Genomic DNA, 12,323 nt, shown 5'->3' with positions numbered 1-12,323 from the left:
GGCGACGATGACCACCAGAAGAGACATGCTCAGGTCCGCCCTGCTCGGCGGCGGCGCCACGGTCGTGGCCGCGAGCGCGATGGGCTCGCTCGGCCCCGAGGCGGCCTTCGCCAACACCGCGCTCGACGTCGACCCGGGCGCCCCCGACCCCAACTTCGCCGAGGGCCGGATCCGTTCGATCAAGGACAACACGCTGCTCGTCCTCGGCTCGAACATGGTCATCCACAACATCAAGGTCGTGGACGGCACCAGCCTGTGGAAGCTCGGCCCCGTGGCGTTCGACGCGGCCAAGCCCGGCGACGGCCTGTACGCCCGCGGCGTGCGGATGCCGGACGGCACCCTCGCCGCCGAGTCGGTCTGGCTCAACATCGTCAACATCAAGGGCCACATCAAGAACATCACCGACAAGACCATCCACCTCGACCACAACGGCAAAGAGGTGCTGTGCCACGTCGTGGCCGGCAAGTCGGTCGCGATCCACTCCGAGTCGCCGGCCACCTCGGACCTGTCGATGCTGAGAGTCGCCCAGCACGTGCAGATCCTCGGCGCCTGGCGGCCCGACACGAACGAGGTCGACATCGCCACCGTCTTCTCCCCGCACTAGGAAGGAGCATTGAGCATGCACGGGATCGCCGCGACGCAGCCGTACGTGATCGCCCTGTTCCTCGCCTGGGCAGGCCTGATGAAGCTGTTCAGCCGGCGGATGCGGGTACAGGCGGGGCAGACCGCCCTGGCCCGGCTGGTCGGCGCGGCGCGCGCGGTCCCGGCGCTCCGGATCGTCGGGGTGGCCGAGCTCGCGGTGGCCGCCGTCCTGCTGCTGCCGCCCGTCTCGCCCTGGGAGGGCGCGATGGCCGCGCTGCTCTCCGCCGGGTTCCTGGCGTATCTCACCTATTCGTACGTGGCCGCGCCCACCGCGTCATGCGGCTGCCTCGGCGCCCACTCCAGGCCGGTGGACGTGCGGGCCTTCGCCCGCGCGGGGCTCCTGCTGGCCGCGAGCCTGCTGGCCGTCCCGGCGGACCCGGGCCCGCCGCTGGTGGCGCTCGGCCTGGCGGAGGCCGTGGCCCTGATGGCCCTTTCTGCGGAGCTGGACCGCTACTGGCTGACCCCCTTGCGGCAGCTGCGCGTACGGCTGCGCGGCCCGCTCGCCGCGCAACCGTCGGAGCACGTCCCGCTGGGCGCCTCGCTGCACCTGCTCTACCGAAGCCCCGCGTACTGCTCGGCGTCCGCGCAGATCACCTCCGACGTCCAGGACACCTGGGACGAGGACGGCCTGCGCTTCGTCGTCTTCGGGGCCCGCGAGCGCACGGCGGTCTTCGCCGTCCCCCTCGCCGGGAACGACCCCTCGCGCGTCCTGGTCACCCTCGTGGGCGCCTGACCCGGCACCACCATCCATCACCCGAAAGGTCGACGCCATGCGATTACGTGCTCGGCTCGCGTCAGGGGCGGTGCTCGCCGCCGGCCTGCTGACGGCTCAACCCGCGATCGCGGCCCAGGCCGCGGTCGCCTTCCACGCCGACTCCGGTGACCAGTGCCTGCGCGGGGTCACGGAGGGGACCCTGGAATGGGCCGAAGCGCCTGTCGTCAAGGTAGACGGCTTCCTGGCCGACGACGCGCCGATCTCGTCGTGCGCCCCTGACGGGATGTACTCGCAGGCCACCTTCTCCGCCTACAAGGGCACCACCCTCGTCGACTCCGAGGCCGTCAAGGCGGACGACGCCAAGGTCGCGATCGCCCTCGCGCTGTCCGACCCGGCGGGGGTCACGGCCATCGATCGTGTGGTCGTGCAAGTGTGCCGGTTCAGCAGCACTCCGGTCGGGATCAGCTACTGCGGCAAGGCCGCCGAGTACAAGGCGCCCTGAGCCGTGGGACGACCCGTGCCCGTCCGCGCGGGGACGGGCACGGGTGATCGTCAGCTCAGGGTCACGGGGCCGCGGGGGGTGTCCAGCACCGCCCGCAACGCCGCTTCCGGCCCCTTCGATACCTCCAGCTCCGCGTCGATCGCGGCCAGCTCGCGGCGCAGCGCGTCGGGGTCGGGGTGGGTGGCGGTGAAGGAGGCCAGCAGCAGTTGCGGCAGCCCGGAGGCGGCCGGGTGCGCCGTCCGGCCCCAGTCGATGAGGAACGGCACCGGGTTGATCGCCGCCGGGTCGGCCCACCTGGTCAGGCGCCACTCCAGCAGCGTGCCCGCGGGCGTGCGGCGCGAGAGCGGCTGGACCTCGCCGGGGTCGACGCCGAGCGCGCGGGCCCGCCGTACCGTCTCGTCGATGTCGTCGGGCCGCACCGCCCACCCGGCGAGCCGGGGCGCGGTGAGGGTCTCCAGGCCGAACGCGCGTGGCCGCGCGCCCGGCGCCGCCGGGTCCGGGCCGATGATCTCCAGGTACGCGGTGGGGCCCAGGCCGACCAGGTAGTTGGCGGTTCCACCCGGGTGGGTCCCGCCCGGCACCGGGGTCACCCCGGTGGCCTCGGCGAACGCGATGACACCCGCGGCCAGGTCGGGCACCGCGTAGACGAGATGGTCGAGCTCCGCCGTCATGACGCGGGCTCCTCGACGGGCTCGCCGAGCGAGAGCATGAGGCGGTTGGCCCAGTTGAAGAACGCGGCCGCGTGGATGACGTCGCTGATCGCCAGGTCGTCGAGCCCGGCCGCGCGCAGCGCCTCGACGTGGTTCGCGCCGAACTCGGCCGGGGTGGCGGCCAGGGCCACCGAGGCGTCGATGATCGCCTGCCACTCCCCGTCCTGGGGCGCGTTGACCCCTTCGTCGAGCAGCCGCTGCACGTCGTCGGCCCGCTTGGAGTAGTGGGCGGCGAAGCGGGCGTGCACCGAGGCGCAGAACACGCACCCGTTGCGGCGCGAGGTCGCCGTCGCGGCCAGCTCTCGCTCGGCCCGCGGCAGCCCGCCGTCGGCGTTGTAGAAGATGTCGTTGTCGGTCCTCGTCCTGGCCTGCAGGATCGCCGGGTCCCTGGCCAGGAGCAGGAAGTACGGCGACTTCGCGCGGGCCTTGTCGACCAGCGCCTCGTAGTGCTCGTCGGTCAGCTCGTCCGTCTCCAGGGGCGCCAGCCAGGGCTCCCACCCGAGCTGATCCCGCGTGAACGCCAATTGAGTCATGAGGTCACTCCGTTCTGCAGGTGACGCAGCCCGGCCACCACGCGGATCTGGAAGGTGAGGAAGGCGACGAGCTGCGACAGCGTCACGACGCCCGTGGCGCTCCAGCCCGCCCTGGCCAGCGCGTCCAGGGACTCCCGCCCCGCCTCCCTGGGGCGGAACACGAGCAGGTGGGCGTGCTCGAACGCGGCGGCGAGCCGTACGCCGAGGTCGCCGGGGCGCCGCGCCCGGTAGCGCAGCCCCTCGTCGCTCTCCACCGACAGCGGGCCCTCGCCCGGGTAGACCCCGTACGGCCCGGTCGTGGCCCCGGCCGAGACCTCCGACTCGACCGCCGCGAGCAGCCCGGGCGAGAGCTCGGCCAGCCGGTCGGCGTAGAAGCGGGCGATGCCGGGGTCGTCGTGCAGCCCGGCCACGAAGGCGGCGACCGCGTCCCGCTCGACGAGCGTGATCTCCTCCTCCGTCTCGGGGCGGAACAGCGCGTCGTAGCTGCGCTGGGCATGCTCGCGGGCGGCGGGCCGGCGGGCGCGCAGCCGGTCGAGCGACGAGCCGGGCTGGATGCCCGCCAGGTGGTCGATGACGTCGGCGATCATGTGGTGCTCAATTCTGTGGAGGGGACCCAGCCGAGCGCGGGCGCGACCTCGGTCGCCAGCAGCTCGATCGAGCGGAGGACGAGCGGGTGCGGCGGGTCCACCGAGTGCACCTGGAGGACCAGGTCGGTGACCCGTTCGAGGGTCGGGTCGGCCTTGAGGCTCTCGATGACGTCCTGCGACGTGCCCACGTGCACGTCGAACGCGGCGATGCGCCGGTCGAGGTCGCTGTCCGGCAGCTCGAACGGCAGTCGCCCCCGCCCGAGCCCGAGTTCGGCGTAGCGCAGCGCCTCGGCCCGGCTGTCGGCCACGAACGCGGTGCGGGAGGCCATGATCCGCGGGGCCGCGCCGGCCGGCAGGTGTTCGAGGTAGGCGTCCACGATGGGCCGCTGGATCTGGGCCAGCGTGGCCTGCGGGTCGTCGGCCGGGCGGGGCTGCGTGCGCGAGAGCATGAGCCCGTGGCCCGCCTGCCCGGCGCGTACGCCGCCGCCGACCGAGAACGTCGCCTGCCAGACCGCCTCCAGCAGCCTCGGCGCGGGCGGGTAGAGCCGGTTGCCGCCGCCGAGGTCGCCCCCGGACCAGGCGTTGAGCAGCACCGCCAGGTGCTCGGCGTAGACGGCCGAGCGCTCCGCGCTGTCGTGCCCGAACGGCGCGAACGACGCGGGCGTCCCGCCGCTGCCCACGCCGACCTCCAGCCGCCCGCCGGTGAGCAGGTCGAGCACGGCGGTGTCCTCGGCCACCCGCACCGGCTGCTCCAGCGGGAGCGTGATGATCCCGGTGCCGAGCCTGATGCGGCTGGTACGGGCGGCCACGTGGGCGAGGAACACCAGCGGCGCGGGCAGGCCGCCCTCCGCGCCGTCGAAGTGGTGCTGCGCGACCCAGGCCGTGTCGAACCCGTACGCCTCGGCGTGCGCGATCTGCTCGGTGGCCAGCCGGTAGCGCTCGCCCGCGGGCACGTCGTCCAGCAGCCGGGTGAAGAAGCCGAGCCTCATATCGCGGGCTCCGGGATGGCGGCCAGGAGCTCGCGCGTGTATTCGTGCCGGGGGTCGGTGAAGACCCGCCGGGTCGTTCCTGATTCCACGATTCTTCCCTTGTTCATGACGGAGACGGTGTGCGAGATCTGCCGCACCACGGCCAGGTCGTGCGAGATGAAGAGATAGGTCAGCCCCAGGTCGCGCTGGAGCTGTTCGAGCAGGTCGAGGATCTGCGCCTGCACGGTGACGTCGAGGGCGGAGACGGCCTCGTCGAGCACGACGACCTCGGGCCCGGCCGCCAGCGCGCGGGCAATGGCCACCCGCTGCCGCTGCCCGCCGGACAGCTCGCGCGGCCTGCGGGTGAGCACGTCCCGCGGCAGCGCGACCCGGTCGAGCAGGTCGAGCACGCGGGCGCGCCGCTCGGCCCGGTCCCCCAGCCGGAAGTTGCGCAACGGCTCCTCCACGATGTCGCCGATCGGCTGCCGGGGGTCGAGCGAACCGTACGGGTTCTGGTGGACGAGTTGCACGTGCCGGCGGAACCCGCGGCCCTCCCCCGCCCCGGCGATGGTGACCGTTCCCGAGGTGGGCTCGGCGAACCGCACCACCATCCGGGCCGTGGTCGTCTTGCCCGAGCCGGACTCGCCCACGAGCGCGTGCGTGGTGCCGCGGGCCACCTCGAACGAGACCCCGTCCACCGCCCTGAACCCCTTGAACTCCTTGACCAGGTCGCGCACCACGATCGCGGGCTCGCTCCCGGGAGGGGGGTCGCGGAACGGGGACGCCGACAGCGACGGGGCGTCGTTCAGCAGGCGCTTGGTGTAGTCGGCCGCCGGGGAGGCCAGCACCTCCGGCGTCCGGCCCTGCTCCTCGATCCGGCCGCCCTTCATGACGACCAGCCGGTCGGAGCGGGCGGCGGCCACGCCCAGGTCGTGGGTCACCAGCAGCAGCGCGGTGCCGGACTCCGCGCGCAGGTCGTCGATGAGGTCCAGGATGCGCCGCTGCACGGTGACGTCCAGGGCGCTGGTGGGCTCGTCGGCGATGATCAGGCGGGGTTCGAGCGCGATCGCGATGGCGATGAGCACGCGCTGGCGCATGCCGCCGGACAGCTCGTGCGGGTACTGGCGGGCCCGCGCCTCGGGGTCCGGCAGGCCCACGCGGGCCAGCAGGTCGACGACCCGGCTCCGGATCGCCCGCCGGTCGCCGCGCTTGTGGATGCGCAGCACCTCGGCGATCTGCGCCCCGACGGTCTTGACCGGGTCCAGCGAGCTGGACGGGTCCTGGGGGATCAGGCCGATCTGGGCGCCGCGTACCGACTCCATGCGCTTCGACGACCAGGACGCCAGGTCGGCGTCGCCCAGCAGGATCCGGCCCGCGTCCACGGCGCCGTTCGAGGGGAGCAGGCCGATGACGGCGTGCGCGGTGGTGGACTTGCCCGATCCCGACTCGCCGACGACGGCGACGACCTCGCCGGGCTCCACGGTGAAGGAGACGCCCTCGACCGCGCGCCTGCCGTCGTAGGAGACGGCCAGGTCACGGACCTCCAGCAGGCTCACTCGTGCCTCCCGATCGAACGGCTGATGCGGCCGGCGGCGAGCACCACCGCGACCACGACGGCGCCCGGCAGCGTGGTCAGCCACCATGACGTAGCCAGGTAGTTGCGCCCCTCGGAGATGAGCAGGCCCCACTCGGGAGTGGGCGGCTCGGCGCCGTACCCGAGGAAGCCGAGCGTCGAGATGGCCAGGATGGCCATCCCGAACTGCAGCGCCGCGAGCGCGATGACCGGGCCGAGCGAATTGGGCAGCACGTGCCGCCACAGCACGGCCGGGAACCGGCCGCCGCTGCCGAACGCGGCCTCCACGTAGTCGGTGCGCCGCACCCGGACCACCTCCGAGCGTGACAGCCTGGCGAAGGCCGCGACCGAGCCGACGCCGACCGCGATGGCCACGTTCACGGTGCCGGGCCCGAGCAGGATGATCACGGTCAGGGCCAGGAGCAGGCCGGGCACCGACAGCAGCACGTCCACGATCCGCATGACGGCCTCGTCCGGCACCCCGCCGACGGATCCGGCCAGCAGCCCGAGCAGCGTGCCCAGCACCAGGCCCACCGCCACGGCCACGAACGCGCCCGACAGCGAGTGCACGGACCCGTGCACCACCCGCGCGAACAGGTCGCGTCCGACCGCGTCGGTGCCGAACAGGTGGTACGCGCTCGGCGCCTGCAGCTTCTCGGCCGGGACGCCCGCGATCGGGTCGAACCCGGTGAACAGGCCCGGCACCACGGCCCAGAACAGGGCCAGGCCGATCACCGCCCAGGCGAGCGCCAGCCCGCCCCTGCGCTTCACGAGGCCGCCTTGAGCCGCGGGTCGAGCACCGGGAACAGCACGTCCACCACCAGGTTGACCAGCACGAACACGGCCGCGGCGAGCACCACGACGGCCAGCATCACCGGCGTGTCCTGCGCGTTGACGGCCTGCTCGGTCAGCCGTCCGATGCCGCCGCGCCCGAAGACCGTCTCGGTCACGACCGACCCGGCGATCAGCTCGCCCAGCGTCAGCCCCGCCACGGTCAGGGTCGGCAGCACGGCGTTGCGGGCGACGTGCCGCCACAGGATCCACCACCGCGAGGCGCCCTTGGCCGCCACCACGGGCACGAACGCCTGCGTGGAGACCTGGTCCATGCTGCGCGCCAGCACCTGGGCGATCGGCGCGGAGATGGGCACGGCCAGCGTGAGCACCGGCAGGATGAGTTGCTGCACCGGCCCGCCGCCGATGACGGGCACCAGCTTGAGCCGGAACGAGAACACCTGGATGAGCAGGATGCCCAGCCAGAACGCCGGGACCGACACGAACACCGACGGCACCGACAGCAGCGCGTTCCTGATCCAGGAGGTCCTGCTGTAACCGGCCGCGAACGCGATCAGCACGGCGATCAGCACCGCCAGCGCGAACGCGGCCGAGGCCAGCTTCGCCGTCTCCGGCAGCGCCTCGCCCAGCCGCTCGACGACCGGCGTGCCGGTGTCGATCGAGTAGCCGAACGAGCCGCGCAGGAAGCCGAGCAGGGTGTTCAGGTAGTCGAGGAGCGGCGGGTCCCCGGCGCCGTAATAGGCCCGGATCTCGGCGATCTGCTGCGGCGACAGGCCCAGCTCGGGGTTCTGGAACTTGATCAGGATCGAGTCGCCGGGCAGCAGCTGCAGCAGCACGTAGCTCGCCGTGAAGGCGATCCAGAGCACGAGCGCCGCCTGCCCGACCCGGCCGAGCAGGTACCTGGTCACTGCTGCGACTTCCACACCGAGTAGAACCACGGCCTGGCGACCGCCTCGAAGGCCACCCCCTGGACGTACGGCGCCCCGCCGTAGACCTGCGGCTCCTCGAAGAGCGGGATCGCGTAGCCCTGGTCGAGCACGTACCGCTGGATCTCGGCGACCTTGGCGTTGCGCTTGGCGACGTCCGGCTCGGCCGACTCCTCCTCCAGCAGCTTGTCCAGCTTGGTGTCGTCGGACAGGATGACGTCGCGGTTCTTGCTGTGGAAGTGGCTCTTGATCACGTCCTGGTCGGCGCGCCCGACCATGCCGTGCTGGACGGCGGTCTTCTCGGCGTCCTTGATGTCCACGGCCTGGGTGCCCGCGTCGGCGGGGCGGATCTCCAGCTTCACGCCGAGCTTGGCCCACTGCTGGCCGACGAATTCGAGCGTCTGCTTCGACAGCGGCTGCGGGCCGGAGACGAACACTCCGAGCTGCAGCGGCACGCCGTCCTTCGCCCGGGTGCCGTCGGCGCCCCTGGCCCAGCCCGCCTCGTCGAGGAGCCGGTTGGCCTTGTCGGGGTCGTAGGCGAGGTCCTTCGACAGGTCCACGTAGCCCTGCGCCAGGTGGCTGAGCACCGAAGTGGCCGGCGGGTAACTCGCGGTGAAGAGGGTGTCGACGACCTCCTTGGCGTTCGTGCCGGCCTGGAGGGCCTTGCGGACCTTGACGTCCTTCAGGATGCTGTTGCGCGGCCGCAGGTAGAGGCCGTTGTTGACGCCTCGCGTGGGCTCGGCGTAGATCTGGAAGCCCGCGTCCTTGACGGTCTTCTCGTCGTACGCCTGGACGTACCTGACGAAGTCGGCCTGGCCGGAGGTGAGGGCGCCGACGCGCACGTTGTCCTCGGGTGTCACGATGATCTTGATTTCGTCCAGGTACGCGCGGCCCTGGTGCTTCGACGACGGCGGCGCCCAGTTGTAGTCCTTGCGCGCGACCAGGTCCACCTCCTTGTCGACGACCTGGTTCTTCAGCGTGAAGGGGCCGGAGCCGACGATGTTCTTGAGCTGGCACTGCTGCTCGTACGGCAGCGAGATCGTCTTCTTGGACACCAGCCCGGCGCCGATGACCGAGGTGCCCTGGAGGAAGCCGGGCGACGGCTTGTCGAAGTGGAAGCGCACGGTCAGCGGGTCGACGACCTCGCTGCGCTGGTAGTTGTTGACGAACTCGGCGACGGGCAGCTTGAGCTTCTCGTCGCCCAGGCCGTACACGTCGAAGTTGGCCGCCACGGCGGAGGCGTCCAGCGGGCTGCCGTCGCTGAACGTCACTCCGTCGCGCAGGTGGAACGTGTACTCGGTGGCGTCCTTGTCGACCTCCCACTTGCTGGCGATCCACGGCTCGATCTCGAGCGTCTTCGGGTTCTGCCAGGTGAGCTTGTCGGTGATCTGGTTGAGGATGCCGCCGTTGGGATAGAACCCGGCCGCCGGCAGGTAGAGGCAGGTCGGGGGCTGGTGCTCGAGGTAGGTGAGCGTGCCGCCGAAGACGGGCTGCCCGCCGCTCTTCGCCGTCTGGGCAGCTCCGCCACCGCCACAGGCGCCGAGTAGCCCCACGACGGCGAGCATCGCGGTGCTCGCCACGGCTGTGGTGCGCAGTCTGGAGGATGACATGGATCTGCCCTTCATGAACGGAGGCGGATGACTCTAAAGCCACTATAACCTACCGGCAAAGAAGGGAATGCTCCGGGTCACGGTCTTGCCAAGGAAGCCCGCTCGCCCTAACATCCAAATATCGACTTGTTAAGTAGGGATATAGGAGAATCGGTGAACGTGCGCAGGCTTCTGGCGACCGCTACGGTCATGGCGTCGATCGCCACTCTCGCCGCGTGCGGGGGCGGCGGGTCCGACGGAGGGTCGGGCGGTCAGGTACAGCTGTCGCTGGTGGCGTACTCCACGCCACAGGCGGCCTACGAGAAGATCATCAAGGCCTTCCAGGCCACGCCGGAGGGCAAGAACGTCACCTTCACCAAGTCCTTCGGGGCGTCGGGCGACCAGAGCCGGGCCGTGGAGGCCGGGCTGAAGGCCGACATCGTCGCGTTCTCCCTCGAGCCGGACATGACCCGCCTGGTCAAGAAGGGCCTGGTCGCCGAGGACTGGAGCGCCGGCGAGAACAAGGGCATGATCACCGACTCGGTCGTGGTCATCGCCACCCGCAAGGGCAACCCGAAGAGCCTCAAGACCTGGGACGACCTGACCAAGCCGGGCGTCGAGGTCATCACCCCCAACCCGTTCACCTCGGGCGGCGCCCGCTGGAACGTCATGGCCGGTTACGGCGCCAAGTCGAACAAGGGCGCCGACAAGCAGGCCGGCGTGGACTACCTCAACGCCCTGTTCGCGAACGTTCCGGTGCAGGACGACAGCGCCCGCAAGTCGCTGCAGACCTTCTCCAGCGGCAAGGGGGACGCCATCCTCGCCTACGAGAACGAGGCGATCTTCGCCCAGCAGAACAACCAGCCGCTGGACTACACGGTCCCGGACTCGACGATCCTGATCGAGAACCCGGTCGCGGTGGCCAAGAACTCGGCCCACCCCAACGAGGCCAAGGCGTTCCTGAAGTTCCTCTACACCACGGAAGCGCAGAAGATCTTCGCCGACAACGGCTACCGGCCGGTGGTCAAGGGCGTGCAGGGCGTCTCCTTCCCTGCTCCGCCCGCGCTGTTCACCATCGCCGACCTCGGCGGCTGGCCGAAGGTGACCACCGAGTTCTTCGACCCCAAGGGCAGCGTCATGGCCGACGTCGAGCGCAAGCTCGGGGTCTCGATCGAGAAGTAGGGACCGCGTGTCCGCACAGACTGTCGTCTCCAGGGCGGCGCTCAGCCAGAAGCGGGGCACCGCGCTCGGGCTGGGCGCGGCCGTCCTGTACCTGAGCCTGATCGTGCTGATCCCCCTGGCCGCCGTGGTGTTGCGCTCGCAGGAGCGAGGGATCGTCTACTTCTGGGACGCCGTCACCACGCCGGACGCCTGGGCGGCGCTCTCCCTGACGATCGGCGCCTCGGTGGTCGTGGCCGTGATCAACCTGGTCATGGGCACGGTCATCGCCTGGGTCCTGGTCCGGGACCGCTTCCCCGGCAAGGCCGTGGTCGACACGCTCATCGACCTGCCGTTCGCCCTGCCCACCATCGTCGCCGGGCTGGTGCTGCTGGCGCTGTACGGCCCGCAGAGCCCGCTCGGCGTCGACCTGGCCTACAGCCGCGCCGGCGTGGTGCTGGCGCTGCTGTTCGTCACCCTCCCGTTCGTGGTGCGCACGGTCCAGCCGGTCCTGCTGGAACTTGACAGGGACATGGAGCAGGCCGCGGCCTCGCTCGGCGCGAGCACGGCGCAAACCTTCCGTCGCATCATCCTGCCCAACCTGGTGCCGGCCATGTTGTCGGGCACCGCGCTGGCGTTCTCCCGATCGATGGCCGAGATCGGCTCCGTCGTGCTGATCTCGGGAAACCTCCCGTTCAAGACCCAGGTGGCCTCGGTGCACATCTTCGGACAGATCGAAACCGACAACCCGGTCGGCGCGGCGGCGGTCTCCACGGTCCTGCTCGTCGTCGCCCTGGTGACGCTGGTCCTGCTGGACCTGCTGCAGCGGTGGGGCAGTCGCCGTGGCTAAATACGGACTCCGCGCGCTCGCGCTCCTCTACCTGCTGTTCCTGCTCGTGCTGCCGGTCGTGCTCATCGGCTGGCGCACCTTCGCGAACGGTCTCGGCCCGGTGCTGGAGGCGCTCGCCACGCCCCAGGCACAGTCGGCCTTCCGCGTCACCCTGATCGTCGCGTTCTGGGCCGTGCTGGCCAACACCGTCTTCGGGGTCGGCACGGCGATTCTCCTGGTACGGCACGACTTCCCCGGCAAGCGGCTGCTGAACGCTCTCATCGACCTGCCCATGGCCGTCTCCCCGGTCGTGGTGGGCCTGGCGCTGATCCTGGTCTACGGCCGCTTCGCCCCTGTGGGCGGATGGTTGGAGAACCTCGGCGTCCAGGTCATCTTCTCCATCCCCGGCATGGTCATGGCAGCCGTCTTCATCTCCCTGCCCCTGGTCATCCGAGAGGTGATCCCCGTCCTGGAGGAGCTCGGAGACGAGCAGGAGCAGGCGGCCCGCACGCTCGGCGCCGGCCCCTGGCAGACCTTCCGCCGCATCACCATCCCCGGGATCCGCTGGGCGTTGGCCTACGGCGTCGTGCTGTGCCTGGCTCGGGCGCTGGGCGAGTACGGCGCGGTCGCCGTCGTCTCCGGCCGCCTGGTCGAGAAGACCCAGACGCTGACCCTGTTCGTGGAGGAACGCTTCCAGAACTTCGACGAAGCCTCCGCCTTCGCCGCCGCGACCGCGCTCGCGCTGGTGGCGGTCGTCACGCTCCTGCTCACCAAGATCCTGCGCCCGAAGGGCTGAACC

14 protein-coding genes are annotated in these 12,323 nt (G+C 71.2%); 6 read left to right on the top strand and 8 right to left on the bottom strand.

What is annotated here, in order from left to right; genetic code table 11:
- The first annotated feature begins 7 nt into the window (after positions 1-7).
- The 3 genes from AB0J87_RS04530 to AB0J87_RS04520 are packed head-to-tail and all read left to right on the top strand — an operon-like array spanning position 8 to position 1,859.
- A complete protein-coding gene (locus tag AB0J87_RS04530; RefSeq protein WP_350728549.1) occupies positions 8-604 on the top strand; it encodes a cell wall protein in 597 nt (198 codons plus the stop codon).
- Positions 605-619: 15 nt separating this feature from the next.
- Positions 620-1,375 carry a MauE/DoxX family redox-associated membrane protein gene (locus tag AB0J87_RS04525; RefSeq protein WP_363962604.1) on the top strand — a complete coding sequence of 252 codons (756 nt, stop codon included), beginning with the start codon at positions 620-622 and terminating at the stop codon, positions 1,373-1,375.
- A gap of 37 nt (positions 1,376-1,412) precedes the next feature.
- Complete coding sequence (locus AB0J87_RS04520; protein ID WP_363962603.1) at positions 1,413-1,859, top strand: hypothetical protein; 447 nt, start codon at positions 1,413-1,415, stop codon at positions 1,857-1,859.
- Positions 1,860-1,909: 50 nt separating this feature from the next.
- On the opposite strand, the gene AB0J87_RS04515 is transcribed toward AB0J87_RS04520, so the two are convergent.
- Genes AB0J87_RS04515 through AB0J87_RS04480 form a run of 8 tightly spaced genes read right to left on the bottom strand, consistent with a single transcriptional unit; the run spans position 1,910 to position 9,558 of the window.
- The gene (locus tag AB0J87_RS04515; RefSeq protein ID WP_363962602.1) at positions 1,910-2,530 is read right to left on the bottom strand and encodes a VOC family protein; all 621 of its coding nucleotides are present in this window, start codon (positions 2,528-2,530) and stop codon (positions 1,910-1,912) included.
- On the bottom strand, positions 2,527-3,102 hold the full coding sequence (locus AB0J87_RS04510; RefSeq protein ID WP_363962601.1) for an alkylhydroperoxidase domain protein: 576 nt from the start codon (positions 3,100-3,102) through the stop codon (positions 2,527-2,529). The genes AB0J87_RS04515 and AB0J87_RS04510 overlap by 4 nt, the downstream gene beginning before the upstream one ends.
- Entirely contained in the window at positions 3,099-3,689 is a 591-nt protein-coding gene (locus AB0J87_RS04505) for a CMD domain protein (RefSeq protein ID WP_363962600.1), read from the bottom strand. Before AB0J87_RS04505 ends, AB0J87_RS04510 begins: the two co-directional genes overlap by 4 nt.
- The gene (locus AB0J87_RS04500; protein WP_363962599.1) at positions 3,686-4,678 is read right to left on the bottom strand and encodes a putative FMN-dependent luciferase-like monooxygenase; all 993 of its coding nucleotides are present in this window, start codon (positions 4,676-4,678) and stop codon (positions 3,686-3,688) included. Before AB0J87_RS04500 ends, AB0J87_RS04505 begins: the two co-directional genes overlap by 4 nt.
- On the bottom strand, positions 4,675-6,213 hold the full coding sequence (locus AB0J87_RS04495; RefSeq protein WP_363962598.1) for an ABC transporter ATP-binding protein: 1,539 nt from the start codon (positions 6,211-6,213) through the stop codon (positions 4,675-4,677). Before AB0J87_RS04495 ends, AB0J87_RS04500 begins: the two co-directional genes overlap by 4 nt.
- A complete protein-coding gene (locus tag AB0J87_RS04490; protein ID WP_350728541.1) occupies positions 6,210-7,001 on the bottom strand; it encodes an ABC transporter permease in 792 nt (263 codons plus the stop codon). Before AB0J87_RS04490 ends, AB0J87_RS04495 begins: the two co-directional genes overlap by 4 nt.
- Positions 6,998-7,945: an ABC transporter permease gene (locus tag AB0J87_RS04485; protein ID WP_350728540.1), complete on the bottom strand. Its 948-nt coding sequence runs from the start codon at positions 7,943-7,945 to the stop codon at positions 6,998-7,000. Before AB0J87_RS04485 ends, AB0J87_RS04490 begins: the two co-directional genes overlap by 4 nt.
- Entirely contained in the window at positions 7,927-9,558 is a 1,632-nt protein-coding gene (locus AB0J87_RS04480; RefSeq protein ID WP_363962597.1) for a TIGR04028 family ABC transporter substrate-binding protein, read from the bottom strand. Before AB0J87_RS04480 ends, AB0J87_RS04485 begins: the two co-directional genes overlap by 19 nt.
- Before the next feature lie 153 nt (positions 9,559-9,711).
- Between AB0J87_RS04480 and AB0J87_RS04475 the strand changes: the two genes are divergently transcribed.
- Genes AB0J87_RS04475 through AB0J87_RS04465 form a run of 3 tightly spaced genes read left to right on the top strand, consistent with a single transcriptional unit; the run spans position 9,712 to position 12,320 of the window.
- Complete coding sequence (locus AB0J87_RS04475; protein ID WP_363962596.1) at positions 9,712-10,719, top strand: sulfate ABC transporter substrate-binding protein; 1,008 nt, start codon at positions 9,712-9,714, stop codon at positions 10,717-10,719.
- A 7-nt stretch (positions 10,720-10,726) separates the two neighbouring features.
- Complete coding sequence (gene cysT / locus AB0J87_RS04470; RefSeq protein WP_363962595.1) at positions 10,727-11,545, top strand: sulfate ABC transporter permease subunit CysT; 819 nt, start codon at positions 10,727-10,729, stop codon at positions 11,543-11,545.
- On the top strand, positions 11,538-12,320 hold the full coding sequence (locus AB0J87_RS04465) for a sulfate ABC transporter permease subunit (protein WP_363962594.1): 783 nt from the start codon (positions 11,538-11,540) through the stop codon (positions 12,318-12,320). The genes cysT and AB0J87_RS04465 overlap by 8 nt, the downstream gene beginning before the upstream one ends.
- Positions 12,321-12,323 lie beyond the last annotated feature (3 nt).

This window comes from Nonomuraea sp. NPDC049625 (genome assembly GCF_040675285.1).
GTDB lineage: Bacteria > Actinomycetota > Actinomycetes > Streptosporangiales > Streptosporangiaceae > Nonomuraea > Nonomuraea angiospora_A.
This window is presented reverse-complemented; position numbering and strand designations above follow the sequence as displayed.

What these genes read in the sequence shown, in the direction of transcription:
- AB0J87_RS04520 (WP_363962603.1), top strand. Translation starts at nt 1,413, where the DNA reads ATGCGATTACGTGCTCGGCTCGCGTCAGGGGCGGTGCTCGCCGCCGGC.
- AB0J87_RS04500 (WP_363962599.1), bottom strand. Translation starts at nt 4,678, where the DNA reads ATGAGGCTCGGCTTCTTCACCCGGCTGCTGGACGACGTGCCCGCGGGC.
- AB0J87_RS04530 (WP_350728549.1), top strand. Translation starts at nt 8, where the DNA reads ATGACCACCAGAAGAGACATGCTCAGGTCCGCCCTGCTCGGCGGCGGC.
- AB0J87_RS04525 (WP_363962604.1), top strand. Translation starts at nt 620, where the DNA reads ATGCACGGGATCGCCGCGACGCAGCCGTACGTGATCGCCCTGTTCCTC.
- AB0J87_RS04480 (WP_363962597.1), bottom strand. Translation starts at nt 9,558, where the DNA reads ATGTCATCCTCCAGACTGCGCACCACAGCCGTGGCGAGCACCGCGATG.
- AB0J87_RS04505 (WP_363962600.1), bottom strand. Translation starts at nt 3,689, where the DNA reads ATGATCGCCGACGTCATCGACCACCTGGCGGGCATCCAGCCCGGCTCG.
- AB0J87_RS04515 (WP_363962602.1), bottom strand. Translation starts at nt 2,530, where the DNA reads ATGACGGCGGAGCTCGACCATCTCGTCTACGCGGTGCCCGACCTGGCC.
- AB0J87_RS04510 (WP_363962601.1), bottom strand. Translation starts at nt 3,102, where the DNA reads ATGACTCAATTGGCGTTCACGCGGGATCAGCTCGGGTGGGAGCCCTGG.